General features: G+C 69.4%; 27 protein-coding genes. 8 read left to right on the top strand and 19 right to left on the bottom strand.

What is annotated here, in order from left to right:
* On the top strand, nt 1-719 hold a 719-nt coding region (locus BLW00_RS08280; RefSeq protein WP_139256657.1), incomplete at its 5' end, for a sensor histidine kinase.
* A 28-nt stretch (nt 720-747) separates the two neighbouring features.
* Nucleotides 748-1,413: a response regulator gene (locus BLW00_RS08275; protein WP_092552206.1), complete on the top strand. Its 666-nt coding sequence runs from the start codon at nt 748-750 to the stop codon at nt 1,411-1,413.
* Nucleotides 1,414-1,417: 4 nt separating this feature from the next.
* Here the strand turns inward: BLW00_RS08275 and BLW00_RS08270 are convergent, their stop codons facing one another.
* Both BLW00_RS08270 and BLW00_RS08265 read right to left on the bottom strand, forming a co-directional pair.
* Nucleotides 1,418-2,170 (bottom strand): ABC transporter permease, encoded by a 753-nt coding sequence (locus BLW00_RS08270; protein ID WP_092551687.1) that lies wholly within the window; start codon nt 2,168-2,170, stop codon nt 1,418-1,420.
* Between the two features lie 3 nt (nt 2,171-2,173).
* Nucleotides 2,174-3,139: an ATP-binding cassette domain-containing protein gene (locus BLW00_RS08265; RefSeq protein ID WP_092551684.1), complete on the bottom strand. Its 966-nt coding sequence runs from the start codon at nt 3,137-3,139 to the stop codon at nt 2,174-2,176.
* A gap of 125 nt (nt 3,140-3,264) precedes the next feature.
* On the opposite strand from BLW00_RS08265, the gene BLW00_RS08260 reads away from it, so the two are divergent.
* Complete coding sequence (locus BLW00_RS08260; RefSeq protein WP_092551681.1) at nt 3,265-3,624, top strand: hypothetical protein; 360 nt, start codon at nt 3,265-3,267, stop codon at nt 3,622-3,624.
* Nucleotides 3,625-3,675: 51 nt separating this feature from the next.
* Entirely contained in the window at nt 3,676-3,912 is a 237-nt protein-coding gene (locus tag BLW00_RS08255; protein WP_245741382.1) for a histidine ammonia-lyase, read from the top strand.
* A 22-nt stretch (nt 3,913-3,934) separates the two neighbouring features.
* Here BLW00_RS08255 and BLW00_RS08250 read toward each other — a convergent pair whose 3' ends face one another.
* From BLW00_RS08250 to BLW00_RS08240, 3 genes are read right to left on the bottom strand one after another with little or no spacing between them, the layout of a single operon-like run.
* Nucleotides 3,935-5,149 carry a UDP-N-acetylmuramate dehydrogenase gene (locus BLW00_RS08250; RefSeq protein WP_092551678.1) on the bottom strand — a complete coding sequence of 405 codons (1,215 nt, stop codon included), beginning with the start codon at nt 5,147-5,149 and terminating at the stop codon, nt 3,935-3,937.
* Nucleotides 5,146-5,574, bottom strand: a complete 429-nt coding sequence (locus BLW00_RS08245; protein ID WP_092551675.1) for a MaoC/PaaZ C-terminal domain-containing protein — start codon at nt 5,572-5,574, stop codon at nt 5,146-5,148. Before BLW00_RS08245 ends, BLW00_RS08250 begins: the two co-directional genes overlap by 4 nt.
* Nucleotides 5,571-6,017 (bottom strand): MaoC family dehydratase N-terminal domain-containing protein, encoded by a 447-nt coding sequence (locus BLW00_RS08240; RefSeq protein WP_092551672.1) that lies wholly within the window; start codon nt 6,015-6,017, stop codon nt 5,571-5,573. The genes BLW00_RS08245 and BLW00_RS08240 overlap by 4 nt, the downstream gene beginning before the upstream one ends.
* A 55-nt stretch (nt 6,018-6,072) precedes the next feature.
* Here BLW00_RS08240 and BLW00_RS08235 point away from each other — a divergent pair, with 55 nt between their 5' ends.
* Nucleotides 6,073-7,008: a Ppx/GppA phosphatase family protein gene (locus tag BLW00_RS08235; RefSeq protein ID WP_092551669.1), complete on the top strand. Its 936-nt coding sequence runs from the start codon at nt 6,073-6,075 to the stop codon at nt 7,006-7,008.
* A 7-nt stretch (nt 7,009-7,015) separates the two neighbouring features.
* On the opposite strand, the gene BLW00_RS08230 is transcribed toward BLW00_RS08235, so the two are convergent.
* From BLW00_RS08230 to BLW00_RS08220, 3 genes are all read right to left on the bottom strand, one after another.
* Nucleotides 7,016-7,825: a TrmH family RNA methyltransferase gene (locus BLW00_RS08230; RefSeq protein WP_092551666.1), complete on the bottom strand. Its 810-nt coding sequence runs from the start codon at nt 7,823-7,825 to the stop codon at nt 7,016-7,018.
* A gap of 91 nt (nt 7,826-7,916) precedes the next feature.
* Nucleotides 7,917-8,411: a VanZ family protein gene (locus tag BLW00_RS08225; RefSeq protein WP_092551663.1), complete on the bottom strand. Its 495-nt coding sequence runs from the start codon at nt 8,409-8,411 to the stop codon at nt 7,917-7,919.
* Between the two features lie 139 nt (nt 8,412-8,550).
* Nucleotides 8,551-8,835 (bottom strand): hypothetical protein, encoded by a 285-nt coding sequence (locus BLW00_RS08220; RefSeq protein ID WP_092551660.1) that lies wholly within the window; start codon nt 8,833-8,835, stop codon nt 8,551-8,553.
* A 129-nt stretch (nt 8,836-8,964) separates the two neighbouring features.
* Between BLW00_RS08220 and BLW00_RS08215 the strand changes: the two genes are divergently transcribed.
* Both BLW00_RS08215 and BLW00_RS08210 read left to right on the top strand, forming a co-directional pair.
* Entirely contained in the window at nt 8,965-10,101 is a 1,137-nt protein-coding gene (locus BLW00_RS08215; RefSeq protein ID WP_092551657.1) for an NAD(P)-binding domain-containing protein, read from the top strand.
* 69 nt (nt 10,102-10,170) lie between these two features.
* Complete coding sequence (locus BLW00_RS08210; RefSeq protein WP_245741380.1) at nt 10,171-11,199, top strand: diacylglycerol/lipid kinase family protein; 1,029 nt, start codon at nt 10,171-10,173, stop codon at nt 11,197-11,199.
* 52 nt (nt 11,200-11,251) lie between these two features.
* Here BLW00_RS08210 and BLW00_RS08205 read toward each other — a convergent pair whose 3' ends face one another.
* The 9 genes from BLW00_RS08205 to BLW00_RS08165 form a co-directional block, all read right to left on the bottom strand.
* A complete protein-coding gene (locus BLW00_RS08205) occupies nt 11,252-12,124 on the bottom strand; it encodes a DUF4432 family protein (protein WP_092551654.1) in 873 nt (290 codons plus the stop codon).
* An 18-nt stretch (nt 12,125-12,142) separates the two neighbouring features.
* Nucleotides 12,143-13,522 (bottom strand): acetyl-CoA carboxylase biotin carboxylase subunit, encoded by a 1,380-nt coding sequence (accC, locus tag BLW00_RS08200; protein WP_092551651.1) that lies wholly within the window; start codon nt 13,520-13,522, stop codon nt 12,143-12,145.
* The gene (accB, locus tag BLW00_RS08195) at nt 13,515-14,069 is read right to left on the bottom strand and encodes an acetyl-CoA carboxylase biotin carboxyl carrier protein (protein ID WP_092551648.1); all 555 of its coding nucleotides are present in this window, start codon (nt 14,067-14,069) and stop codon (nt 13,515-13,517) included. Before accB ends, accC begins: the two co-directional genes overlap by 8 nt.
* Nucleotides 14,059-15,600, bottom strand: a complete 1,542-nt coding sequence (locus tag BLW00_RS08190) for a pyruvate carboxylase subunit B (RefSeq protein WP_217634314.1) — start codon at nt 15,598-15,600, stop codon at nt 14,059-14,061. The genes accB and BLW00_RS08190 overlap by 11 nt, the downstream gene beginning before the upstream one ends.
* 11 nt (nt 15,601-15,611) lie before the next feature.
* Complete coding sequence (locus tag BLW00_RS08185; RefSeq protein WP_217634312.1) at nt 15,612-16,157, bottom strand: 2,4'-dihydroxyacetophenone dioxygenase family protein; 546 nt, start codon at nt 16,155-16,157, stop codon at nt 15,612-15,614.
* A gap of 28 nt (nt 16,158-16,185) precedes the next feature.
* On the bottom strand, nt 16,186-17,046 hold the full coding sequence (locus BLW00_RS08180) for an LLM class F420-dependent oxidoreductase (protein ID WP_092551642.1): 861 nt from the start codon (nt 17,044-17,046) through the stop codon (nt 16,186-16,188).
* 25 nt (nt 17,047-17,071) lie between these two features.
* Entirely contained in the window at nt 17,072-19,675 is a 2,604-nt protein-coding gene (locus BLW00_RS08175; RefSeq protein WP_092551639.1) for an ATP-binding cassette domain-containing protein, read from the bottom strand.
* A 91-nt stretch (nt 19,676-19,766) separates the two neighbouring features.
* A complete protein-coding gene (locus BLW00_RS08170) occupies nt 19,767-21,026 on the bottom strand; it encodes a substrate-binding domain-containing protein (protein ID WP_092551636.1) in 1,260 nt (419 codons plus the stop codon).
* Nucleotides 21,027-21,079: 53 nt separating this feature from the next.
* Nucleotides 21,080-22,135, bottom strand: a complete 1,056-nt coding sequence (locus tag BLW00_RS08165; RefSeq protein WP_092551633.1) for an ABC transporter permease — start codon at nt 22,133-22,135, stop codon at nt 21,080-21,082.
* Between the two features lie 230 nt (nt 22,136-22,365).
* Here BLW00_RS08165 and BLW00_RS08160 point away from each other — a divergent pair, with 230 nt between their 5' ends.
* The gene (locus BLW00_RS08160) at nt 22,366-24,177 is read left to right on the top strand and encodes a sigma-54-dependent Fis family transcriptional regulator (protein ID WP_092551631.1); all 1,812 of its coding nucleotides are present in this window, start codon (nt 22,366-22,368) and stop codon (nt 24,175-24,177) included.
* 16 nt (nt 24,178-24,193) lie between these two features.
* Here BLW00_RS08160 and BLW00_RS08155 read toward each other — a convergent pair whose 3' ends face one another.
* Nucleotides 24,194-24,583 carry an FmdB family zinc ribbon protein gene (locus BLW00_RS08155; protein ID WP_092551628.1) on the bottom strand — a complete coding sequence of 130 codons (390 nt, stop codon included), beginning with the start codon at nt 24,581-24,583 and terminating at the stop codon, nt 24,194-24,196.
* A 7-nt stretch (nt 24,584-24,590) separates the two neighbouring features.
* Nucleotides 24,591-25,376 carry an N-acyl homoserine lactonase family protein gene (locus BLW00_RS08150; RefSeq protein WP_092551625.1) on the bottom strand — a complete coding sequence of 262 codons (786 nt, stop codon included), beginning with the start codon at nt 25,374-25,376 and terminating at the stop codon, nt 24,591-24,593.
* Between the last annotated feature and the right edge of the window lie 93 nt (nt 25,377-25,469).

Here is a 25,469-nt window from a genome sequence, read left to right as displayed (position 1 = left end):
TCGGCGTGTGGTTCACCACCGAGATGCGCGCCGGCGAGGAGAACGCCCGTCTGCTCGCGGAACTCACGGCCGCCCAGGGTCAGCTCGCGGCCATGCACCGGGAGACCGGCGCCACCGCCGAACGCGAGCGGCTCGCCCGCGAACTGCACGACACCATCGCGCAGAACCTCACCAGTCTCGTGATGCTTGCACAGCGCGGTCAGAACCGCGGCACCGACGGCGCCGGCATGCGCGACGACCTCGAACTGATCGAGCAGGTGGCGCGGGATGCGCTCACCGAGGCCCGCGCTCTCGTCGCCGCCACCGCGACCGTGCCCGTCGACGGCGGGCTGGCGTCGGCGCTGACCCGGCTCGTCGCCACCTTCGAACGCGAGACCCGGATCGAGATCGAGACGTGTCTCGACGAGGTGGGCGCGCTCCCCCGCGAACTCGAGGTGGTGCTGCTCCGCTGCGCGCAGGAGGCCCTCGCCAACGTGCGCAAGCACTCCGGAGCATCCCGGGCGCGGCTGGCGCTCGGCCGGGAGGCCGGTGCCATCACGCTCACGGTGGGCGACGACGGGATCGGGATCGGAGCCGACGACGCGGCGAGCGCCCACAGCGGCTTCGGGCTCGAGGGCATGCGGCAACGGCTCGCGCTCGTAGGAGGAACGCTGCGCGTCGCCTCCCTCGCGGGTGGAGGCACCGAACTCGTGGCGACGATTCGGGCGAACGAGCGATGACATACACCTCGAGGGAGGCACGATCCGCGTGAGATTCGCCCGAAACGACGAGCCCGGTGACGGCACCCCGGTCATCCGGGTGCTGGTGGCCGACGACCACCCCATCGTGCGCAGCGGCATCGTGGCCCTGCTCGGCGCGGCCGACGGGATCGAGGTGGTGGGCGAGGCCGCCGACGGCGCCCAGGCGGTCGCGCTGGCCGGCGAACTCACACCCGACGTCGTGCTGATGGACTTGCGGATGCCGGTGCTCGGCGGCTCCGGGGCGACCGCGGCCATCCTCACCGCCGACCCGCGCATCCGGGTGCTCGTGCTCACGACCTACGAGAGCGACGACCACATCCTCGGCGCCATCGAGGCGGGCGCGAGCGGCTACCTGTTGAAGGCCGCGCCGCAGGAGGAGATCATCGCCGGAGTGCGCTCGGTCGCCGCCGGTCAGACGGTTCTCGCACCCTCGATCGCCACGAAGCTGGTGCAGCGGATGCGTGCCGGGTCGCCGGCGGCGCCCGCTCTGAGCGTCCGCGAGCTGGAGGTGCTCCGGCTCGTCTCCGACGGCCGGAGCAACCCCGAGATCGCGAGAGCGCTGTTCATCGGCGAGGCCACCGTGAAGACGCACCTGCAGCACGTCTTCGAGAAGCTCGGCGTCTCCGATCGCACCCGGGCGGTCACCCGGGCGATGGAGCTGAACCTGCTCTGAGCCGCTAGGCGTTCTCCTTGCGGAAGGTGCGCGTGCCCACGTAGAGCCCCGCGGCGAAGAGCACGATGGTCCAGATCACACCCCACATCGTGGTGATGGTGAAGAAGTCGCCGGTGAACAGCTCACGGATGGCGTTCACGATGTACTTCGTGGGCATGAAGTCGGAGACCACCTGCAGCCACTGCGGGCCGATCGTCATCGGCAACAGGATGCCGGAGAGCAGCAGCACCGGAAGGGCGATGCTGTTGAGCACCGGCGCCATCACGTCTTCGCTCTTCGTGGTGAGAGCGAGGGCGTTGGAGGCCGCGGCGCACGCCGCACCGAGCAGCACCGTGAGGATCAACCCGAACACCATGCCGAGGATCGAGCCGGTGAGCCCGAAGAGGAACGCCAGCCCGATCAGCACGATGCCCTGCACGAACAGCTGCAGCACGTCGCGCAGGATGCGCCCGAGCAGCAACGCCGTGCGGCTCGCCGGTGTCACGCGCTCGGCCTCGATCACCCCCGCCCGCCACTCGGCGATGAGCCCGAAACCGGCGAACAGGGCGCCGAAGAGACCGAGCTGCACCAGCAGGCCGGGCACGAACAGCGTGTAAGCGTTCTGCGCACCCAGCTGCCCGGCGATCGGTTCGAGCAGCGGTCCGAAGAGCACGAGGTAGAGGATGGGCTGCACCAGCCCGATGATGACCCACGCCGGGTTGCGCAGCGCCATGCGCAACTGTCGCCGGAAGACGATGTAGGTTTCGCGCCAGAACATGCTCTATGCGTCCTCTCGGAGGGAACGGCCGGTGAGGGTCAGGAAGACGTCGTCGAGGGTGGGCCGGCGCACCTCGATCGACTCGAGCTCGATCGACGCGGCATCCAGAGCCCGGATGAGGCCCGGGATCTCGTGGCCGGCGCCGCGCACCCGAGCGCTCACGCTCGTGGTGTCGGTGTCGACGCCGGTGTCGGCGATGCGGGCGAGCAGCTCGGCGGCCGCCCCGGCCTGCGCCGCGTCGGTCACCACCAGTTCGACCAGGTCGCCCGAGATCTGCCGTTTCAACGCATCCGGGGTGTCGCTCGCGACGATCGAGCCGTGGTCGATCACGAGGATGCGGTCGCAGAGCGCGTCGGCCTCGTCGAGGTAGTGCGTGGTGAGGAAGACAGTCGAGCCGAGCCGCACCCGCAGGTCGGAGATGTGCGTCCAGAGATTGGCACGGGCCTGCGGGTCGAGGCCCGTGGTCGGCTCGTCGAGGAAGACGAGCGTGGGATCGTGCACCAGCCCCATCGCGATGTCGAGCCGCCGCCGCTGACCGCCCGACATGGCGCGGGGCTCCCGCGTCCACAACCCGTCGAGGTCGAGCTGCTCGAAGAGCTCGCGCCCCCGCGCCTCGGCCTGCTTCTGGCTGATGCCGTAGAGCATGCCGTGATCCATGATCTCCTCGCCGGCCCGCGCCTCCGGCGAGGTCGAGCCGCTCTGCGAGACGTAGCCGATGCTGCGGCGCACCTCCTGCGACTGCGTGGCCACGTCGAATCCGGCCACCGTCGCGGTGCCGGCGGTGGGCTTCAGCAGGGTGGTGAGCATGCGCAACGTCGTGGTCTTGCCCGCGCCGTTCGGGCCGAGGAATCCGACGATCTCGCCCTTCTCGACATCGATGTCGACACCGGCGACCGCCTTCACCTCTTCTTTCTCCTTTCCTCGGCCGCGCCCGGCGAAGGTGCGCGCGAGTCCTCGTGCATGAATCATGGATCTCCCTCGTGTCGGAGCCCATTATTCACAAGCAGCGCCGCGAACGGCTACCAGCTGCAGCGCGAGCTGCTCTCCTGGGGTGTCGAGGACTGGCGCACATCAAACCGGGCTCCATCTATTCGATGCTCAGCACCTTCGCCAAACAGGGGTTCATCGAGCGCCACGACATCGCCGAGGGCGACCGCACGGTGGCCGTCTACACGATGGCGGATTCCGGCCGGGCCGAACTCGACCGTCGGCTGCGCGAGGCGGTGGTGACGGTGAACGCGATGCACCCGTCGAGCTTCCGGGTGGCGATCAGCCTGGCACCGCTGCTCTCGCGCACGACGATGCTCGAGGCCTTGCGGGAACGGGAGCGGCGGGAGCGGCGGGCGGCCTGGTGTTCGCGGGCGAGAGCGCCCCGGCCTGGACTCCCCCGGCCGACGACGCCGGCTGGCAGATGGTGGGCGAATCGCAGCGCTACCGCGCATCGCGTACTCTGATGACGTCTTGGAGCCTGACCGCGACGGTCGGTGGCGAGCGCGAGGAGGAGCATGATGGGCGTCGTATTTCCGGAGAGAGCGGCTTCGGTCACGACCACAGATGGAGACATAGTCATTCTGCGCATCTGCGATCTGTGCGGTGCGGCCGTCGTCGAAGCTGACGGCACAGATCTCGCATTCCACAAGCGCTGGCACCAGCTCACCGGTTCCGGTAACTGGGTCGACCCCGCGACCGGCCGCCTCCACGGTCCCGGCAACCCTAGCTTTCCGGGCGGGATGTCTGACTGAAGGTCGCGACTGAAGTCATGCGCTACAGCTCGTGGCCCAGGAAGACGGGCTCGGGTTGGAGCAGCACGCCGAACTCGGCGAGCACCCGGCCCTGCACGTAGCGGGCCAGCTCGGAGACGTCGGCCGCTCGGCCCGAGGCCGTCGCGGCGGCGGTGTTGACGATCGCGAGGGTGTGCTTGCTCGAGATCGCAGCGGTCGACCCGGGCAGCGCGAAGCCGCGGCGAAGGCCGGCGTTCTCGATCAGCCAGGCCGCGCTGAGCTTCACGTGGTACTCCTCGGGCAGCGCCGTGGCCGAACGGTCGCCGTCGACAGCAATCTCCATGCCGTCCTCCAGCGGGATCACCGTGTCGGGTTCGTCGGGCTCGATCTGCCAGCGCGGCGCGGTCGGTGGCAGGGTGCGGGCGAAGTGCTCGGTGACGATCGGGTTGGTGAAGAACGATCCGGCGCTCACCGAGTCGGGATCGGCGGCATCCAGCACCATGCCCTTGCTGCCGCGGAGCCAGAGCACAGCTCCGCGCACCTGGTCGATGGGCATCCGCTCACCGAGCTCGATGCCGAGTGCCGAGGCCAGCTGGGCGTACATCACCGGTTCGCTGAGCGCGCCGGATGCGCCGGAGCCTTCGACGTCGACGGCGTCGGTGATCGAATCCGGCCCCTCGAGCGAGTCGCCCCACGCGTCGCGCAACTGGAAGGTCACCGAGAGCACCACACCGCGGAGGCCGCGCTTGAAGACGCTCGACCGGTAGGAGAGCTCGAGCTCCTCGAGCGGCATCCGGCGCACCGCCCCCGTGCCGAAGTCGAGGAAGTCGAGCGACACGATCGCCGAGGCGACCTCCTGCCCGTAGGCGCCGATGTTCTGGATCGGCGCAGCGCCCACCGAGCCCGGGATACCGGACAGGGCCTCGATGCCGCTCCACCCGTTCTCGACGGTGTGCCGCACGAAGTCGTCCCACGGCTCGCCGGCCTGCACGCGCAGCCGAACCGTGCCCACCTTCGACATCACGGGGGCGATGCCCCGGGTGGCGACCCGGATGACCGTGCCGTCGAAGCCCTCGTCGGCCACCACCACGTTCGATCCGCCGCCGAGCACGAACCAGTCGTCGTTCGACGCCCAGGTCTCGCGCACCACGTCGAGCAGTTCGGGCTCGGTGCTCGCGGTCACGAACCGGGCCGCCGGACCACCCACCTGGAGTGTCGTCAGCGGGCCGAGCGGCACATCCGTCGCCTCGTCGCTCATGGCAGACGGACGCGCACCTGCGCCTTGCCGAGCACCGTCTCGTCGTTCACGGTGGTCGTGAGGTCGATGCGCGCCGTGCCGGCCTCCTCGTCGATCTGGCCGATCTTCGCCACGACCGAGATCTCCACGCCGTCGACCGGATCGACCACGACGGGGCGGGTGAACCGCACCTGATAGCCCGACACCAGGGTGGGATCGCCCAGCCAGGCGACGACCGGCTGCACCGCGAGGCCCATGGTGAGCATCCCGTGCGCGAGCACGCCGGGCAGCCCCACTGCTGCGGCGATGTCGTCGCGGTAGTGGATGGCGTTGAAGTCTCCGGAGGCGCCGGCGTAGCGCACGAGCGAATCGCGCGTCAGGTGGTAACTCGCCGAGGCGACCTGGTCGCCGACCTCGTATGCGTGCACGATCTCCTGGTCGCTCATGCGTCCCCCCTCACCACGAGGGTCGAGACGGCGGTGACGACGTGCTCCCCCTCCGAGTCGGTGACGACCGATTCGGCCACCACCATGGCGTTGCCGCCGAGCGTCTTGACGCTCGTGACGTTCAGTTGCGCGGTGAGCTCGTCGCCCGCGACGATGGGCCGCGAGTAGTCGAAGCGCTGCTCACCGTGCACCACATGGGTGAGCTCGATGCCCGCGTCTTCTTCGGCGAGGAGCTGGCCGAGGGTCAGTTCCTGCACCACGATCGCGAAGGTGGGAGGCGCCACCAGGTCGGGGTAGCCGGCGTCGCGGGCGGCCTCGACGCTGAGATTGACGGGGCTCGACGAGAACACGGCCCGCGAGAACTCGCGCACCTTCTCCCGGCCCACGAGGTAGGAGTTCGTCTTCTCGAACGCGCGTCCGACGAGGTCTGGGTTCACTGCCACCCGTCCAGTCTACGGAGAAGCTCATCGGCGGCATCCCATGCCCTAGTCTCGGAACGTGCGACTCGGAGTGCTCGACGTGGGATCCAACACCGTCCATCTCATCGTGGTCGACGCGCATCCGGGTGCCCGGCCCGTGCCCGCCGCCTCGCACAAGTCGGTGCTGCGGCTGATGCGCTATCTCGAACCCGACGGCAGCATCAGCGCCGCGGGGGTGTCGGCCATCGTCGCCGCGATCTCCGCCGCGATGGAGGTGGCTCGGCGCGAGAACATCGAGGAGCTGCTGCCCATGGCCACCTCGGCCCTGCGCGAGGCGACCAACGGCGAGGCCGTGCTCGCGGAGGTCGAAGCATCGACGGGCGTGTCGCTCCGCGTGCTCACCGGAGAAGACGAGGGCCGGCTGACCTTCCTCGCCATCCGCCGCTGGTACGGCTGGTCGAGCGGCAACATCCTGCTCTTCGACATCGGCGGCGGTTCGCTCGAGATCGCGGCGGGTTCCGACGAGTACCCCGAGGTCGCCGTCTCCCTCCCCCTCGGCGCGGGCCGCACGACCATCCAGTTCTTCCCCGATGACCCGCCGACGCCCGAGCAGATGCTGGAGCTGCGGGCCCACTCCCGTGCCGTGATGCGAGCGGATGCGCTGCCGCTGTTCGCCGGTATGGCTCCCTTCCAGCACGTGGTGGGCTCGTCGAAGACGATCCGCTCGCTCGCGCGACTCGCGGGCTCGACCAGGCCCAACGCATCCGGAGCCGGCGAACCCACGGTGACGCTGCGCCGCGCCGACCTCAAGGACTGGATCCCCCGGCTCGGTCAGCTGCCCGCCGAGGCGCGCCAGGCGCTGCCCGGCATCACGCCCGATCGCACCTTCCAGATCGTGGCGGGAGCCGTGGTGCTGCACTCGGTGATGAAGCTCTACGACGTGGAGGAGCTCGAAGTGTCGCCCTGGGCGCTCCGCGAGGGCATCCTGTTGCGCTACCTCGACGGGCTGGGCTAGGGGCGACTCAACCCGAGACGGCCCACATCGCGACCGCGCTCGCGGCGGCCACGTTCAAGGAGTCGATGCCGTGCAGCATCGGGATCTGCACCACCGTGTCGGCGGCCGCGATCGCCTCCGCCGTGAGACCTTCGCCCTCGGCGCCGAGCACCAGGGCGACCCGCTCGGGAACGCGGCGCTCGAAGTCGCGCAGACTCACCGCATCCGGGGTCAGGGCGAGGGCGGCGGTGTGGAAGCCGTGGTCGCGCAGCAGCGGCGCGAGCGAGGCCCACTCCCCCACGCGCGTCCACGGCACCTGCAGCACCGTGCCCATGCTGACGCGGATGGCTCGCCGGTAGAACGGGTCGGAGCAACGCGGCGTCACGAGCACGGCGTCGGCGCCGATCGCCCCCGCCGAACGGAAGATGGCGCCGACGTTCGTGGGGTCGACCACGTTCTCGATCACCACGACCCGGCGAGCGGAAGCGAGCAGCGCCGCGGCATCCGGAAGCGCGGGGCGGTTCATCGAGGCGATCAGCCCGCGGTGCAGGAGGTAGCCGGTCAGCTCGGCCAGCAGCTCGCCCGGGCCGACGAACACCGGCACCTCGGGGTGCCCGGCCTCGGCGAGCGCCGCCATCGCGTCGTCTTCGCTCGTGCCCAGCGCGAGCACCGAGCGCGGAACGTGCCCGGCCCGAAGTGCCCGTTGCAGCACGAGCAGCGACTCGGCGAGATAGAGGCCGTGCTCACTCCCGCGCGCCTTCTTCAGCGCCACATCGGTGGCGTGCGCGTAGTCGGCCAGGCGCGGATCGCCGAGGTCGGCGACGGGGATGACGGGCATGGAACGAGAGTCTAAGGCCCCGCCGACCCGTCGCTCCGTGCCGTTCGGACGGGCGGATGACGACACGACGTGGCGGGTCGGCGACGCCGGATCAGAGGCGCACCGGGTCGGGGTTCCGGGCCACGCGGCCCGCAACCGCCCGAATGGTGCGCGCGACCGCCCAGCCGAGGCAGGCGCCCGCGACGTTCGTGAGCACGTCATTGATGTCGGCGGTGCGGCCGGCATCGGCCACGTATTGCGACACCTCGATGGTGAGCGTGATCGCGAGCGCCACCACGAAGGTCGTGCGGAAGCGCACGGCGGCTGCGGCCAGCAGCAGCCCGAACGGCACGAAGACGGCGACGTTCAGCACCGCGTCGAGGGCGGAGGCCGGACCGTCGAACAGGATCGGCACCAGGTTCAGCCGCATCCCGAGTCCCGATCCCGGCCGCAGTGTCATGACAGCGACGGATGCCGCCCACACGCCCACCAGGGGCACCGCCCACCGCGCGCGCAGCGGCGCCGGGCCGGCCGCACGCACCGACGCGACGACGGTCAGCACGGTGAGAGCGCCGGCGAAGAGGAGGGAGAGCACGGGCGTGATCATGGTGCGCCCAGCCTCTCAGCCCGAGCGCCCGGAACCCTGGGTGCGGCCTCTGAGCGCGCCGAGAGGCATCCGGCACGACGAACGCCCCGCCCGACTCCGTGAGGAGTGCGGACGGGGCGTTCGTCGTCGCCGGAGCGGATCAGTAGTTGATGGTGCTCATGGTGGCGGCAGCGGTGACGCCGACGATGATGGAGACGATGATCCCGATCACCAGCAGCACGGCTCCGACGATCACCCCGGCGAGCGCCGGCGTGTTCTTGAAGCCGGCCTTCTTCGACTGGCTCAGCGCGATCGCCGAGACGATCAGGCCGATCAGGTTGAAGAAGATCGCGAGGATCAGACCGACGATGCCGAGGGTCTTGCCGGGGAAGTCCTGCCCGGCGGGGGCGTTCTGCGGCGTCTGGGGTGCGGGTGTTGCGGTCATGGTGATTCCCTCCAAGTGGTGAATGTTCCGTCACGAACCCTAACGTGATCCCTGCCGTCCGGCACCCTTCCGGGGCGGCCCGGCTCGGGAGCGGGGGAACAGTATCGGCGCTCGGGCGTTGAACGGTGTGTGAGTGAGCAGGTGGAGCGTTTCGCGACAGTGGTGGTGATCGGCGCCGGGCAGGCGGGCCTGTCGGCCGCCTACCACCTGCAGCGGCGAGGATTCGTCAGCGCCCTCGACGCCCCGGAGGCCGAGCGCAGCTACGTCGTCTTCGACGCGGATGCCGCCCCGGGAGGCGCCTGGCAACACCGCTGGGAATCGCTGCACATGGCGACCGTCAATGGGATCTTCGACCTCCCCGGCCTCCCCAAACCACCCGTCGACGACGACGAGCCGAGCCGCGACGCGGTTCCCCGCTACTTCGGCGCGTACGAGGAGCGGTTCGGATTCCCCATCCTCCGCCCTGTGCGGGTGACGCGCGTCGAGCGCGTCGACGACGATCCCGACGGCAGGCTCGCCGTGACCACGAACGACGGCCCCTGGGTCACCCGGTATCTCGTCAACGCCACCGGCACCTGGACGAACCCCACCCTCCCGGTCTACCCCGGGCAGCACACCTTCCTGGGCCGCCAGCTCCACACCAGCGACTACGCGACCCGCGACGAGTTCGCCGGTCACCGCGTCGCCGTCGTGGGCGGCGGGATCTCGGCCGTGCAGCAGTTGGAGGAGATCTCGCGCGTCGCCTGGACCGCCTGGTACACGCGGCGCGAACCCGTGTTCCTGCCCGGGGAGTTCGATCACGAGACGATCGGTCGCGACATCATCGCGAAGGTGGTCGCCGACGTAGAGGCCGGTCACCGCACCGGCAGCGTGGTCTCCTACACCGGCCTCGCCTGGACCCCCTACGCCCTCGCCGCGCGCGACCGCGGCGTGCTCGTGCGCCGGCCGATGTTCACCGCGATCGAGCCCCACGGCGTGCGCGAGGCCGACGGCACCTTCACCTCGGTCGACGTCATCCTCTGGGCCACGGGCTTCAAGCCCGCACTCACGCACCTCGACCCGCTGCACCTGAGAAACGCCGAGGGCGGCATCGCCCTGCGCGGCACCCGCGTCGAGAGCGATCACCGTGTGCACCTCATCGGCTTCGGCCCGTCGCAGTCGACCGTGGGCGCGAACCGGGCCGGGCGGGATGCGGTGGCCGAGATCGCGCGTGATCTCGCCCGCGACGACGCCGGGTCGCGTCAGCCGGCCGACCGGAGGGCGTGAGCCGTCGGCGCACCCCGAACCGCTCGTGCCTGCGGGCGGCGCGAGCGCGATCGTCGTACGCTCGACGTCGTGGCAGACGAACCCGCGACAATGCACGGCCGACGCCTGGCCGCGGTGGTGTTCAACCCCGTCAAGGTGCCGGTCGAGACCCTGCGGCACGCCGTCGCCGCAGCGGAACAGGAGCACGGCTGGGCGCCGACCGAGTGGTTCGAGACCGCGGAGCTCGACTCCGGAACCGCCGCCGCCCGGGCCGCCATCGCGACGGCACCGGATGTCGTGCTCGTCGCGGGCGGCGACGGCACGGTGCGCGCCGTCGCGCAGGAGATCTACCGCACCGGCGTTCCCCTGGCGTTGCTGCCCGCCGGCACCGGCAACCTGCTCGCGCGCAACCTGCACCTCACCCTCGCCGACCTCCCGCACGCCGTGCGCACCGCATTCACCGGCGCCGACCGCAGCATCGACATCGCGTTCGCGGCCAGCCGCACGCCGGACCGGGCCGTGGTGCGCCGCGCGTTCCTCGTGATGGCCGGCATCGGGCTGGATGCGAACATGGCCGCGAACACCAACCCGGCACTGAAGAAGCGCATCGGCTGGCTCGCCTACACCGATCCGATCGCCCGCTCCGTGCTCGGCAACAAACAGGTGAACCTGCACTACCGCATCGACGGCGGCCGCCCCCATGCGCTGCGCGCCCACACCCTGATCGCGGGCAACTGCGGCACTCTCACGGCCAACATCCTCCTCCTGCCCGACGCGGTCGTCGACGACGGACTGCTCGACGTGGTGGTCTTCCGGCCGAAAGGACCGTTCGGCTGGGCTCGCGTCGGTTCACGGCTCGCCACCAACGGGCTGTTCCACCGGTTCCGCTCGGGCCGGTGGCTGATGCAGCGCACCCCCGACCTCAAGGGCCTGAACTACGTGCAGGCGCGCCGCTTCGACGTGCGGTTCGCGGCACCGCAGCTCCTGCAACTCGACGGCGACGTAATCGGCGAGGTGACCGAGGTCTCTCTCACCGTCCTGCACCAGGGGCTCATGCTCCGCGTGCCGCGCGACGACGCCGAACCGCGGGACGGGGCCCCGTCTCAGCGAAGCGCGTAGCCGTACGGGCTGATCAGAGGGCGCCGGATGTCGCGGTACGCCGCACCTCGGGTCACGCCGGCATCTGCTCTGCGTGGACGGTCACGCCGGTGGTGCGGGACTCGCCCGCTCGCAGCACCGGGGCGCGGCCGGCGGCGCGATCGAACTCGCGGCCCTGCACCGAGGAGTTGGCCGGCTCGATGGCGGTGACGTACTTGCCGGGCGTGAGATCGATCCACTGGTGCACGCGATCCAGACCCGTCCAGCTCACCGTGACCCGGAGCCGCCGCACCGCGTCGGTGAGGGTCAGCAGCCGGGGTGCTCCGGAGGTCAGGCGGTGCTCGACGACGAAGTCGTCGAGCACCTCGTTGCGGGCGGGCCGGCGCCAGTCGACCGGCGGGCCCGGATCGCGCGGAATGCTGGTCTCGACGGCTCCCTCGACCACGAGGTCTGGTCCGAGGAAGGGCGCACCGAAGTTCACGTGGTAGAGGATCGGGGCCTGCCGATCCGATGTCGCGGTGTTCGTGACGACGTCGACGATCGCCAGCGTGTCGGTGGTGACGGTGATCGTGCGCTGACAGACCAGGTCGCCGTCGGCGACGACCCCCGTGACGGTCGTGATTCCGTGCTCGCGAACGACGGAGACGTCCGCCGCCGCCGTGAGCGTGAAGGCGCCGTGCTGCCCGTGACCCTCCGACGGCAGACCGACGTTGTGCAGTCCGCAGGTCGCGACCAGCCCGCCGAACGACGCCCGCCAGCGGTCGGGCCCCTCGGCGGCCGGCGTCTCCGGCACGCCGCCGAGGGGCGCCCAGCTGAGGAGCAGTCCGTCGAAGGACACCTCGCCGATGTCGAGGCCGCGCGCCGGCAGCACTCTCGCAGCGAGCGCTCCATCATCGTCGACGAGGATGACCGGATGGGGTGGATGCGACAGGGCGTGGCTGCTCATCTTCCGATTGTGACAGGGTCACCCACTCGCTCGGTCGGTGCTCTCCGTTCGTGACAGGAGGTCGGCGACGAAGGCCGTGTTGAATCTCCCGCTCCGGAACTCCGGGCTGTCGGCGATCTTCTCGTGCAGCGAAGCCGTCGTGACGATGCCGTCGACCACGAGTTCGCCGAGGGCGCGGAGGGTGCGCGCGATGGCTTCGTCGCGGTCCTGGCCCCAGCAGATCAGCTTGCCGATCATGGAGTCGTAATAGGGCGGGATGACGTAGCCCGCCTCGATGTGGCTGTCCATCCTCACCCCGGGCCCACCCGGGGCCCGGAACGCGCCGATACGGCCGGGGTTCGGCGCGAAGCCGTTGCCCGGGTCTTCGGCGTTGATGCGGCACTCGATCGCGTGGCCGCGCACCACGATGTCATCCTGGGTCAGGTCGAGCGGGAGACCTCCCGCGATCTGCAGCTGGAGCTTGATGAGGTCGATGCCGGTGACCATCTCCGTGACGGGATGCTCGACCTGGATCCGGGTGTTCATCTCGATGAAGTAGGGAGTGCGCGAGACGTTGTCGAAGACGAACTCGACGGTGCCGGCGTTCCGATAGCCGACCTCCTGGCACAGGGCCACGGCGGCAGCGGCCATACTGCGGCGCAGGTCGGCGTCCAGCACCGGCGACGGCGACTCCTCGATGAGCTTCTGGTTGCGTCGCTGCGCCGTGCAGTCACGCTCGCCGAGGTGCAGCACCGTGCTGCCGTCGGAGATGACCTGGATCTCGATGTGCCGGATGTCGGTGAGGTACCGCTCGATGTACACCGACGGGTCACCGAAGGCGACCTCGGCTTCCGACATGATCTCCGCCAGGTCCTTCTCCAGCGTCGCCGCCGACGGCACCACGCGCATGCCCCGCCCGCCACCACCGGCGGCCGCCTTGATGAGCAGCGGGTACCCGACCTCGCCCGCCACGGCGAGGGCCTCGCCGTATTCGGCGATCGCACCCACCGAGCCCGGCACCGTGGGAACCCCGGCGCGGCGGGCGATCTTCTTCGCCTCGATCTTGTCGCCCATCCGCCGGATGACATCGGCCGACGGTCCGATGAAGCCCACACCCTCGGCTTCGCAGAGCGCGGCGAAGTCGGCGTTCTCGGAGAGGAAACCGTAGCCCGGATGGATCGCGTCGACCGTGAAGGCCAGTGCCGCGCTGACCACCGCGCGGGCATTGCGGTAACTCGCGTTCACGGGCGCCGGCCCGATGCACACGGCCTGATCCGCGAGCTTCACCGGCAGCGATCCCGCGTCGGCCTCGGAGTACGCCAGCACGCTGCGGATGCCGAGTTCCTTGCAGGCACGGATGACGCGCAACGCGATCTCGCCCCGGTTGGCGATCAGCACACTCCGCAGCGGTTCACCCATGGCGGGTGATCACCATCAACGGCTGACCGTATTCCACGGCCTGCTCGTTCTCGACCAGGATCTGCGTGACGGTGCCCTCGACCCCCGCCTCGATGTTGCTCATCAGCTTCATGACCTCCACGATGCACAGCACCGTGTCGGCGGCGACGGCATCGCCGACGGCCACGAACGCGGGGTCGCCCGGCTTCGGCGAGGCGTAGAACACGCCCACCATCGGCGCGGTGATGAGCACGTCGTCAGCGGCCAGCGTCTCGGCGGAGAACGCACCCCCGCGCGTCGGCGCGGGCCCGGGCACCGCAGCGGGAGCGGCTGCCACGGGAGCCGACACCGGCGCAGGCACAGCAGGAACCGGGGCGGCGGCGGGCGCGGGAGGCGCCGCGGCAACCGCCGTCACAGGCGCCGCGCCACCACCGGCCGGCCGCCGGTCGCGGGAGATGAACAACTCCACGTCGCCGTACGTGATCGAGAGCTCACGCACGTCGTCGGTGAGGTTCACCCAGTCGACGAGGGCCCGGAGTTCTTTGATGTCGGGCGGGTTAAGCGGCATTGTCACTCTCTCCTTTTTCGAGGTTGATCTGCAGGTCTCCGACCTTCAGGGATTGCGTTCCGGTCGCGCTCTTCGCGTACAGCGCCTTGACGAGATCCAGAAGCGGCCCGTACACCTCGTCCGGGTTCCCGCCCGCGGCCACCGTTCTCTTCATCTCGTCGACCTGGGTGCCGGCGAACATCGCCCGCAAGAGCAGCAGGTCGATGTCCTCATCCGGATGCCGCCTCCGCAGCTCGGGCAGCATCGGCGCGATCGGACCCGGCTCGAGCGCGATGTTCGACGCCCCGTTCGCGATGATCTTCGCCCGCAACTCCGGATCGATGGGGGCCAACAGGGTGCCGTAATAGCCGAGCACGTACTTCTTGATCTCGTTCGGCACGACCTTGTAGCGCTCGCCCGACATCACGTTCATCACCGCCTGCGTGCCCACGAACTGAGCGAACGGGGTGATCATGATCGGGAACGCCAGCTCCGCGCGCACCCGCGCCACCTCGAGCAGCAGCTCATCGAAACGCTCCGACAACCCGGCCGTCGCGAGCTGCGACTGGAAATTCGACAGCATCCCACCCGGGGTCTGATGCAGGTAATGCAGGCCGTTGTACGCCACCGGCACACCCAGCGGCTTCCCCTCCGCCTCCGCGATCGCCGTGAGCTTCTCGCTGATCGTCTCGATCCGCTCGTCGTCGACGTTCACCGTGTACCCCAGCGCCCGCAAGTCACGCACCACACCCTGCGTCGCCGGCTGCGCGTTGCCGTTCGCCAGCGGCGCGATCGAGAGATGCAGCGCATCCGCGCCCGCCTCCACCGCCTCCAGATACACCAACGGCGCCAAACCGGTCAGACAATGACTGTGGACCTCGAGCGGCCGGCCACCCATCACCGCCTTGAGCGCCGGCACCAAGGTGCGAACCCGATCCGGGGTGAGGAGACCACCGGCATCCTTCAGCATGATCGCATCGACATCGGCCTTCTCGATCAGCTCCCGCGCCTTCGCCACGAACAACTCATCCGTGTGCACCGGGCTCTCACAGAACGACACCGCCCCGAACGTCGACGCCCCCAACTCCTTCGCCCGGACGAGACCCGGCGCGATGTTGTCGACGTCGTTCAGACCGTCGAACGACCCGATCACCCGGAACCCGTTCGCGTAGAGCCGCTCCACCCACGCGATGATCACGTCATCGGCGAGGAAATCGAACGACGCGATGTTCTTCGACCGGATCAACGCCCGGAACGTCGTGCTCGGCGCATGCCGGTGCGCCAACCGCACCCGCTCCCACGGATCCTCCTTGAGATAGCGCACCGCGACATCGAACTGGATCGGCGCCATGAGATCCACCTGCTCGAACCCGACCCGGTCGAAATCCGCCGCCAGCGACACGATGTGCTCCGTGCGCATCCGCGTCGCCCACAGACTCTGATGCGCATCCCGCAACGTGGTGTCGATGATCCTGATCTCCCGCCGGCTGTTCGCCGGCCGACCCCCGAGCCCCATCACGGAGGCGATCGTTTCCGGAGTGCTCCTTGACATCTCGTCTCCCATCAGCGGATGAACTGCTCGACGTACGAAGCGCCCAGCCCGACTCGTTCGTAGTGCGCTCGCGCGTTCTCGATCTTCGTGAAGACGTCTTCCACGCCCGTCGGATTGCCGTCGGGATCGACGTAGATGTAGGCGCCGGTGACGTGGAACAGCGTGGCCATCCCTTCGACGTCGTCGGGGATCTCGAGGGTGTGGATGTCGCCGGGCGGCTCGAAGGCATACGACCCCTCCTCGGCCCACCAGCTGTGTTCGAGGTAGTGCCATCGTCCGCGCAGAACCGTCGCGTGCACGGGGCCGGCGTGCCGGTGGCGCGACAGGATGCCGTTCTTGCGCACACGGAGCACGTTCACGAAGTACCCCTGGCTCACCGAGAGCACCAACGGCTTGAAACTGACGTCCTTCGACTGGGGAACCCAGAACCGCTCGTCGCCGTCGAGATCGAGGGCGCCCGGCACCACGAGGTCGTCGACCATGCCGAACGGCTGCTCGCCGCGGTAAGGGATGGCCGCCTCGTCTCGCGTCGCCTCGGCTGCTCGGTTCGCACTCATCTGAAACCTCTCTCGTGGGGTGGGGCGGTCATCGGCCGATGACCGCGTGGCGCATGACCTGCAATTCGTCGAGGCGCGCCATCATCGCCGACGGAGTGTCGGCCACCAGCGCGATGTTCACCTGATCGACGCCGTTGTCGGCGTAGGCCTGCAGATCTGCCGCGTCACAGGTGCCCGGCGCGATGCCGACCGGCACCGCATCCGGGTCGCGCCCGGCGTCGGCCACCATCTGCCGGAACCGGGGCAGCGCCTCGGTCAGGTGCGGATCGGCCATCGGCGGCGTCGGATACCAGACATCCGCCCACTCGGCGGCGTGCTTCATGGTGAGCGGTCCGCTCCCGCCGAGATAGACCGGCGGGAAGCTCTGAGCGGGTTTGGGCCAGCACCAGCTCGGCTCGAAATCGACGAACTCGCCGTGGAACTCGGCCACGTCGTCGCGCCAGAGAGTGCGGATGGCTGCCACTTGCTCGCGCACCTTCCGGTGACGGGTGGTGAAGTCCACTCCGTGCGACGCGAACTCGTCCTTGTTCCATCCGAAGCCCACGCCGAACGCGAAGCGCCCGCCACTCAGCCGATCGATCGAGGCGGCCGTCTTCGCCACGTGCACGGCGTCACGGAGAGCGAGCAGACTGATCCCGGTGCCCACCTGGAGCGTGCTCGTGGCGGCTGCGGCGAACGAGCAGGAGATGAAGGGGTCGTAGGTGCGCTTGTAGAAGTCGGGGAGCACTCCGCCCCCGTACTGCTCGGGGTAGGCCGTGGCGCGCGACACCGGAATGTGCGAGTGCTCCGGAAAGAACATGCTGTCGAACCCGCGCTGCTCGATCTCGCGGGCGAGCGGGCCCGGATCCAGGTCCCGATCCGTCGCGAACACGTAGACGCCGACCTTCATGCCGTTCCTCCTTCGTGGGCCTGCGTCATCGCACGGAGTTGCGGCGCTTGAGCGGCAGCACGTAGGTGAGCAGGGCGATCAGCGTGATGCCGCCGATGAAGAGCAGGTTCACCCCTTGCGAGATGCGCAGCACCGTGGCCAGCGTCATCAGGAGGGCGAGCATCACCGCGCCGAGCAGGGCGCCGATGAGGGTGCCGCGACCGCCGAGCAGGCTCGCGCCGCCGATCACGGGCGCCGCGATGGCCAGCAGGGTGTAGATCTCGCCGACCGAGGCGTCGCCGATGCCGACCTGGGCGGCGAGCAGCACACCGGCGATGGCGGCGAGCACGGCGCAGAGCACATACGCACCGCCGCGGATCGCGGTGGCACGGATGCCGAGACGATTCGCGTAGAGGCCGTTGATGCCGACAGCGCGCACCCGGAGCCCGAGACCCGTGCGGCGCAACAGGATGTCGCCCGCGATCACGAGCACGGCGAGCACGAGCAGCGCGATCGGGAAGATCCCGATGCTCCGGGTGATGGCCGACATCAGCTCGTAGCTGATGTTCCCACCGGGTGTCGGCCGCAAGGTGAGGGCGACACCGGTCACGATGCCGAGGGTGGCGATGGTGGCGATGACGGCCGAGAGCTTCATCCGCTCCACCAGCCAGGCGTTGATCAGACCCACCACGACGCCGAGAGCGATGGCGGCGCCGATGGCGATGAGGATGTTCGGGAACACCCCGCCGGTGTTCACGAGGTACGACATCACCACCACGCTGAGACTCATCGTGGCTCCCACCGAGACGTCGATGCCGCCCACGAGCAGCACGAAGTACTGGGCGATCGCGACCGCCGTGAGGGGCGTGGCGATCAGCAGCACGTTCTTCAGGCTCAGCTCGCTGAGGAAGGTGGGATTCTGCGCGGCCGTGACGGCACCGATCGCGAGCATGAGGAGGGCGAGCACGGCGAGCCGTGTGGTCTCCTCGTTGCGCACCCAGCGCGGCAGTCGTGCTCGTCGAGCGGCGGCGGGCGGGCGCGAGGAGGCCTGCGGCTGCGCCTCCGTCGCCGTCTCCGTCGCGTCGAGGCCCGCGCTCGGCCCGGACACCGGTTCGCCGTCGCCCTCGACGACGCGGGACTCCACGGCGAAGGCGCCGACGATGCTCTCCTCGTCGGAGCCGAGGCCCGGCATGTCCTCGATGATCCGGCCGCGCGACATCACGATGATGCGGTCGGCGACGCCGGCGAGCTCGGAGGCGTCGGAGGAGACGATGACCACCGCGTTGCCGGCGTCGGCGCAGGCGCGGATGAAGCGGTAGATGTCCATCCGCGAACGCACGTCGACGCCCTGGGTCGGCTCGTCGATGAGGAAGACCTTCGGCTCGGCGGCCATCGCCTTGCTGATCGCGATCTTCTGCTGGTTGCCTCCGGAGAGCGACGACGGCGGCTGGGACGGCGATCCGAGCCGGATGCCGAAGTCGGCGATCTGCTTGTTCACGAAGCGCCGCTCGGCGGGCGCGCTGACGACGCCGGCAGTGGAGAGCTTGCGCAGCACTCCGGCCGTCATGTTCTCGCGGATCGACAGGGCCTGGAAGAGCGATTCGTTCTTGCGGTCGCCGCTCAAGAAGACGATCCCGTCGCGCGTGGCCTGACGGTAGTTGCGGAGCTCGGTGCCGAGCGAGGTCACCGTGCCGCCGGAGACCCCCAGGGTGGCGAGACCGCGCAGCAACTGCCCCTGGCCGTTGCCGTCGGCCCCGGCGATTCCGAGCACCTGCCCGGCACGGAGGGTGAGATCGACCGGCCCGAACTTCTCGCCCGCCAGGCCGCGGGCGGTGAGGAGCTCCTTCGCCCCGACGTCGAGAGGCGCTCGCGCGGGGAACTCCATCTCCACCTTCGTGCCGGCCATCAGCTCGACGATCTGCTTCGGCGAGACCTCCGCGGCCGGATGCGTGCCGATGAAGCGGCCGTCGCGGAGGATCGAGACGGTGTCGGCGACTCGGAAGACCTCGGCCAGGCGGTGGGTGACGAAGAGCACGGCGCAGCCCTGCAGGGCCGCGAGTCGCATCAGGTCGAGCACTTTGTCGACACCGCTCGCGTCGAGGGCGGAGGTCGACTCGTCCAGCAGCAGCAACCGGGGCTTGGCCATCACGGCGCGCACGATCTCGAGGATCTGACGGTCGCCCGGTGCGAGCGCCGCGACCTTGAGCATCGGATCGAGATCGAGGTCGTGCTCGGCGAGCCGGGCAGCGGCCCAGTCGACGATCTCGGCATACTTCGGCCGCTGAGCCGCCGGAGTGCCGATGTAGAGGTTCTGGGCGACGGTGAGGGTGGCGAGCAGCGAGCCGTCCTGGAAGACGGTGAGCACGCCCGCGCTCTGCGATTCGACCGGCAGATGCTTGGTCAGAGCGCGGTCGGCGATCGTCACCGTTCCGGTGTTCGGCACGACCGTGCCGCTGACGATGCCCACGAAGGTGGACTTGCCCGATCCGTTCTCGCCGACCAGGGCGCGCACTTCGCCCGCTCGAACCGCGAGTGACATCTCGGTGAGCGCGGTCACCGGCCCGTATTGCTTGCTGACACCGTCGGTGGAGAGAACGACTTCGGTGGTCTGCTTCTCGGTCATCATCATCGCGTCGGTCGAATGCGTCATCGGACTTCCCGTGTCGGTGGGTGATGGTGGGGTCGGGGGGGATGGTGCGGGGCGCGCCCGGAGGCGACGCCCCGCACCGTGCCGGAGGGTGCTACTCGAGCATCCCGTTCATGACGTCTTCGGGGATGAGCGCGCTCCACCCCGGGAAGTCGCCCGGCAGGTCGGCCTGGTACACGCCCTTCTCCGCCTTGATGATCGGCAGTGGCAGAGCCGTCCGCGCCGGGATGTCCTCGCCGGCGAGGATGCTCATCGCGTTCGTGGTGGCCAGGCGGGCCTGGTTCACCAGCGCGTTGGTGTAGTAGAGCGGGAACTCCTTGTCGGTGCCCAAGCGCTGCTCCCAGGTGCCGAACAGCTCGTTCATCTCGGTCCAGGTCAGGATCGCCGGAACCTGCACGCCGGCCTGGTCGTAGGCGTTGATCAGCTGCGGGATGGGATCGGCGTAGGTGTTGAGCACGGCCTTGGCGGGGATGCCCGAGGAGATCAGCGCCGAGGCGGCCGCGGCCACACCGGGGCGCGACCAGTCGGTGTCCTGTTGGAATCCGACCTTCGGTCCGTTGAGCTCGGTGAGCGATTTGTCGAGGCAGCCGGTCACGATCGTGTCCTGGGGGTTGCCGGGGGTTCCGAACAGGAACGCGATCTGGTCAGCGTCGGTGAGGCCGAGGTCGTTCACCGTCACCTCGCCCATCCCGGTGCCCGCGTCGCAGGCCTCGGCGTAGACCTGGTTGTTGATGACGTCGGCCCCGACATCCGGGGTCTCACCGGTGTAGGTGGCCACCACCGCACCGGCCGCCTGCGCCTCCTGGAACACCGGGGCCATCGCGGCGCCGAAGGCGTTGTAACCGATGATGATGTTCGCACCTCCGGCAGCGAGGCTGCGCACGGCGGCCTGGGCCGACGGCAGGTCGGCCACGAAGGAGTAGGAGATCTTGCCGACTTCGGGGTAGGTCAGGGCCTGCAGGATGATGTCCATGACCGCCGTGGTCTGCCACAGGTTGTCGACGGCGTTGAAGATGCCGATGTGCACCGGGCCGTCGCCGACCGTGCACTCGGGCTGCTTCCAGCAGTCGAGGGCCGTCTGCACCTGCTCGTCGGTGAGCTCGGCTGTGGCGCGCTCGAATCCGGTCACGGCCTCGGCCGGGAGGCTGTCGACGGGGGTGTCGACGCCGAAGGCGAGGTTGACCAGATCCTGGGTGGCTGCGGGGTCGGCGTCGAACGCCGTGTCGATGGTGATTCCGGACGACGCGGTGCTGCCGGCGTCGCCGGATGCGCTGCAGCCGGCGAGCACGAGTGCGAACGCGACGGCGGCGGCGCCGAGCGACAGTGCTCGACGGGCGCGGGTTGATGTGGACATCGTTACCTCTTTCTTCCTTCTTCTCTTGGTTGCGGTTATCCGGGGAGGCGCGGTCACGCGCTCTGCAGAGCTGGTTCCGACGGTGCGGCCGGCGGCTCCGCTGCATCGCCGTTCTTGGCCTTCGTGGTGCGCGGCCGCATGAGCAGCCCCACGCCGGCGAGACCGAGGGCGAGCACGACGCCTTGCACGAGCGTTCGTGCGCCGGAGGAGAACCCTTGCACGGCGAGGCCGTGGTCGAGCAGGATGATGAAGGTCGCCCCGAGAACGGTGGCGAAGGGCCCGACCCGGCCACCGGTGAGAACGGCTCCACCCAGCACCACGACCACGATGCTGAGCAGCAGATACGGGCCGCCCGACGACATGTCGGGTGAGGAGAGCTGCCCGGCGAGCAGCACGCCGCCGACGCCGCCGACGAGGGCCGCGATCACCCAGGCGAGCACGCGCAGGCCGAGATAGCGCACGCCGGTCAGCTGGCTCGCCCGGAGCGATGCGCTGGCCAGCACCAGCCGCCGGCCGGTGCCGATCCGTCGCACGAAGAGCAGGATGACCAGCGCGAGCGCGAGCGCCACGATGAGGATGAGACTGACCCCGAAGACGTTGGCCTGAGCCCAGGACGAGAGCGCTGAGGGCACCTTCGTGATCTTCAGTGCGCCCTCCCGGTAGATCACGGTGGCGCCGAGGATGAGCTGGCCCGTCGCGAGCGTGGTGACCAGGGCGTTGAGCCCGAGCACCTCGACGAGCAGGCCGTTGACGAGACCGATCACGATGCAGACCAGCGCGGCCACCAGCAGCGCCTTGGGCAGCAGGTCGTTCTGGCCGCCCGACTCGCGCAACATCATGATGCCCATGAGCGTGATCACGGAGGGCAGGCTGAGGTCGATGCCGCCGGTGCCGATCACGAAGGCCTGCGCCAGGCCCACGAGCACCATCACTCCGAGCAGCGGAGTCAGGGTGGAGAGCGTGCGGGGCTCGAACAGGTTCTGCCCCGCGATCAGCTGCAGGTAGAGCACCAGTAAGACGTTGGCGATGAGGATCACCGTGAGGGGCGACCACGAGAACGAGAAGCGCTGACGACGCGAGTTCCCCTCGTGCGTGTTCGACTCTGACACTCGCAACCCTCCTTCGGGCTTGTCGGTGCGAGCATCTTCTCCCACGCTCGGAACGCGTTTCGGCGACCTGTGCCAAATCAGGACACTGCGCCCCTGAGGCCCGGAATCGAGACGAAAATGCAAAGAAGCGGCCCGTCAGCGCCCTCGCTCGCCGTGTTGTAATAAGTGATTCGCACTCAGTGCGGCGCAATTGATCCCAACGATGTGTTCAAGTGCAAGGAGTACCTGGAATGCCGGCCTACCCGAGACTCGACGATCTCCGCGACACCTTCCTCAGCGACGGAAAGCTCGACGTGCGCATGGAGCAGATGGTGCGCCCCGTGGTGCTGGAATCCTGGAAGCGCTCGCGGGGGTTCGGCAATTCGAACCGCTTCTCGGAGCTCCCGCTGCACTCCCCCATCGTCAGCGACTCGGTGCTGCTCCGTGCCGCCCGCCCGATCCTCTCGACGCTCGCCGACGAGTTGGGCATGAGCAACGCCAGCCTCCTGATCGCCGATCGGCACGCCCGCATCCTGGAGACCTGGATCTCGAACCAGGATCTCGCCCGCAAGCTCGAACGGGTGGGCTCGGTGCCCGGGCACACGGCCGCCGAGGAGATGGTCGGCACCAACGGCGTGGGCACCCCGGCCGCCGACCGCAAGGCGAGCATGATCGTGGGAGCCGAGCACATCGCCGATGTGCTGACCGACTTCGCCTGCGTCGGCGCCCCGATCAACAACCCGATCACGGGCCGGCCGGAGGGGATCGTCACGCTCACCGCGCTCGCGTCCGACGCGAGTCCGATCCTGCCCAGCTTGATCAACCAAGCCGCCCGCGAGGTCGGCCGGCAGCTGGTGAACCTCGCGAGCATGCGCGAGCGCGTGCTGCTCGATTCCTTCCTCAGCGCGTCGCGACTCGGCCGAGCGATCGCCGTGGTCGGCGGAGACGTGCTGATGGAGAATCCCGCGGCCACCGAGTATCTGCACCACGTCGACAAGACGACGCTGTGGATGATCGTGTCGGAGTCGGTCACCGCGAGTCATCCGAAGCGCACCGTGCGTCTCGAGACCGAGGCGGCGATCACGGAGCTGAACTGCACGGCCATCGTCTTCGACGACGAGCTCATCGGCGCGATCGTCGAGGTGGTGCAGCAGATCCACACCGAACCGCTGAACGCGCTGCCGACCCCGCCGACCTCACCGAACTGGGCGCCCCTCGCCGAATCGCTCCCCGGCACCAGTCAGGCCTGGGTCTACGCCCGCGAGCAGGCCGAGTCGGCCATGCGGGCTTCCTTGCCGGTCGTCGTGTTCGGCGCCCCCGGCACGGGCAAGTTCACCCTCCTGCGGCACATGCTCGATCGCGTCGCCCCCCGCCAGACCCCGGCCGTGCTCGATTCGCAAGACGCCCAGAAGGACGTCGAGACCTGGTTCACCGAGCTGAGCACGGCTCTCGACGAAGGCACCCCGGTGATCTTCCGGCACCTCGACTCGCTCGACGAGGTGGTGGCCCAGCGGGCCGCCGATCACCTGGGCGCCGCACCCACGCTCCTGGCGCGCGGGCTCGTGCTCGGAACAGCGGGCGCGCAGGGTTCGCGGGCACTGGAGCCGGGGCATCAGGCCCTCCTCGACCTGATCGCCGTGGGGCGCATCGACATGCCGAACCTCCGTGAGCGCAAGCAGGACATGCGCTCGCTGCTGCACGTCTTCGAACGCAAGTACGCGTCGGCGGTGAGCATCAGCTACACCCAGGGGGCCTACACCGCCCTCTCCCGCGCGCCCTGGCCGGGAAACCTCCGCCAGCTCGACTCGGTCATGCGCGGGGTGTTCTCGCTCGGCAGGCGCAACGAGGTCACGGTCGACCAGTTGCCGCCGGCCATCGCCGCCTACGCGCGCCGTCGCGACCTCACCATGCTGGAGCAGCTCGAGGTCGACGGCATCATCAACGCCCTCATCCGCTGCTTCGGCAACAAAGTGCTCGCGGCCGAGATGCTCGGCATCTCCCGTTCGACGCTCTACCGCAAGATCAGCGGTTACAAGCTCGACGAGGAGCGCCTGTTCCTGTAGCGGTGCGCGTGGGGCCTCAGACGTGCGAGTGGGTGTGCTCGTGCGAGATCGCGTCAGCCATGGTCGGCTTCGTGACCGCCGCCGCCTTCTCCTGCGCCGCGAGTTCGGCGTCGAGGGCGCGGTTGTCGCCGCGGGCGCGGGCCACCCACGCGCGGCCGGCCGCGGGCGACATGTGGCAGAGGCCGGGCACATCCGGATTCTCGGCGCACAGCGACCGGTTGCCCGGCGCCCGTTTCGGCGCCGGCGGGGCGTCGGGGGCACGGGAGATCATCCCCACCGGTGACCACCGGCGGCGACTCTCGCCTCCGCAGGCCGCGCAGCTGAGCGTCGAGGGCGGCGGCGAGGCCAGGTAGGCCTCGCCGGTCGACCCGCAGTCGACGCACCGGTAGTCGACGATGATGGTCATCGCCGGCCTACTCGTAGTATCCGGGCGCGTGCGCGAACTCGGCCCAGTCGTCGGGATCGTGACTGATCCAGACCGTCGCCTCGAGGCTCTCCTTGAGGTACTTGATCCGGCGCAGGGAACGAAGCGCCGTCTTGGTGTCGGCGTCGATCGGAAAATGGAACTCCTGCTCCATCTGCGCTCGCAGGTGGATGGCGTCGCCGGTGAGGATGAAGCTGCGCGAGGCGAGCCGCACCACGACGCTGACCTCGCCGGGGCTGTGTCCAGGGGTCGCGAGGATGGTGATGGCGCCGTCGCCGAAGAGGTCCAGGTCACCGGGCACCTCGCGCACGTCGAGACGCTTGATGGTGTCGAGCACCTCCTGCCGGTAGACGAACGCCTGGATGGGGTCGGGCCAGTTGGCGTAGCGCAGCTCGCCCTCGCCGAAGAAGTGCTTGGCCTCGGGGAACAGGAACAGGCCCCCGGTGTGGTCGAAATGACCGTGCGACGAGATCACGTGGGTGATGTCGCCGAGCCGGTAGCCGAGCGCCTGGATCTGCTTGTCGAGACGCTGCTCGCTGGTGCCGCCGATGCCGAGGAGCGGTGCGAGCTCGCGCCCGTAGACCTTCTCCGGATCCTCGATCGCATCCGGATGCAGGCCCGTGTCGAAGAGCACGAGACCGCGCGGATGCTCGATCAGGAAGGAGGGACACGGGATGGTGACCTCTCCGCTCGTGCCGTACAGCAGGGTCTCGGATTGGACCGTCAGGGTCGGGGCGTCCAGGGCCCAGAGCCGGCGTGCGTGTCCGTGAGTCATTCGACTTCGCTCCTTTCGCGAGTACGTCCTCGTACCCCAGCCAGTCTGCCGCCGAAGGGCCGCCGAGCCCTGTCCCATCTTGGGTCAGGGGCA

It is taken from the genome of Herbiconiux ginsengi, assembly GCF_900107435.1.
GTDB lineage: Bacteria > Actinomycetota > Actinomycetes > Actinomycetales > Microbacteriaceae > Herbiconiux > Herbiconiux ginsengi.
The sequence above is the reverse complement of the archived record's forward strand: the minus strand, read 5'-3'. Positions and strand labels throughout refer to the sequence as shown.

Bases quoted from the DNA above. Each gene is read 5' to 3' on its own strand.
- BLW00_RS08160 (WP_092551631.1), top strand. From the start codon at position 22,366: ATGCCGGCCTACCCGAGACTCGACGATCTCCGCGACACCTTCCTCAGC.
- BLW00_RS08190 (WP_217634314.1), bottom strand. From the start codon at position 15,600: ATGTCAAGGAGCACTCCGGAAACGATCGCCTCCGTGATGGGGCTCGGG.
- BLW00_RS08185 (WP_217634312.1), bottom strand. From the start codon at position 16,157: ATGAGTGCGAACCGAGCAGCCGAGGCGACGCGAGACGAGGCGGCCATC.
- BLW00_RS08230 (WP_092551666.1), bottom strand. From the start codon at position 7,825: ATGCCCGTCATCCCCGTCGCCGACCTCGGCGATCCGCGCCTGGCCGAC.
- BLW00_RS08150 (WP_092551625.1), bottom strand. From the start codon at position 25,376: ATGACTCACGGACACGCACGCCGGCTCTGGGCCCTGGACGCCCCGACC.
- BLW00_RS08265 (WP_092551684.1), bottom strand. From the start codon at position 3,139: ATGATTCATGCACGAGGACTCGCGCGCACCTTCGCCGGGCGCGGCCGA.
- BLW00_RS08170 (WP_092551636.1), bottom strand. From the start codon at position 21,026: ATGTCCACATCAACCCGCGCCCGTCGAGCACTGTCGCTCGGCGCCGCC.
- BLW00_RS08175 (WP_092551639.1), bottom strand. From the start codon at position 19,675: ATGACGCATTCGACCGACGCGATGATGATGACCGAGAAGCAGACCACC.
- accC (WP_092551651.1), bottom strand. From the start codon at position 13,522: ATGGGTGAACCGCTGCGGAGTGTGCTGATCGCCAACCGGGGCGAGATC.
- BLW00_RS08250 (WP_092551678.1), bottom strand. From the start codon at position 5,149: ATGAGCGACGAGGCGACGGATGTGCCGCTCGGCCCGCTGACGACACTC.
- BLW00_RS08220 (WP_092551660.1), bottom strand. From the start codon at position 8,835: ATGACCGCAACACCCGCACCCCAGACGCCGCAGAACGCCCCCGCCGGG.
- BLW00_RS08260 (WP_092551681.1), top strand. From the start codon at position 3,265: ATGCTCAGCACCTTCGCCAAACAGGGGTTCATCGAGCGCCACGACATC.
- BLW00_RS08205 (WP_092551654.1), bottom strand. From the start codon at position 12,124: ATGAGCAGCCACGCCCTGTCGCATCCACCCCATCCGGTCATCCTCGTC.
- BLW00_RS08270 (WP_092551687.1), bottom strand. From the start codon at position 2,170: ATGTTCTGGCGCGAAACCTACATCGTCTTCCGGCGACAGTTGCGCATG.
- BLW00_RS08180 (WP_092551642.1), bottom strand. From the start codon at position 17,046: ATGAAGGTCGGCGTCTACGTGTTCGCGACGGATCGGGACCTGGATCCG.
- BLW00_RS08155 (WP_092551628.1), bottom strand. From the start codon at position 24,583: ATGACCATCATCGTCGACTACCGGTGCGTCGACTGCGGGTCGACCGGC.
- BLW00_RS08245 (WP_092551675.1), bottom strand. From the start codon at position 5,574: ATGAGCGACCAGGAGATCGTGCACGCATACGAGGTCGGCGACCAGGTC.
- accB (WP_092551648.1), bottom strand. From the start codon at position 14,069: ATGCCGCTTAACCCGCCCGACATCAAAGAACTCCGGGCCCTCGTCGAC.
- BLW00_RS08255 (WP_245741382.1), top strand. From the start codon at position 3,676: ATGATGGGCGTCGTATTTCCGGAGAGAGCGGCTTCGGTCACGACCACA.
- BLW00_RS08225 (WP_092551663.1), bottom strand. From the start codon at position 8,411: ATGATCACGCCCGTGCTCTCCCTCCTCTTCGCCGGCGCTCTCACCGTG.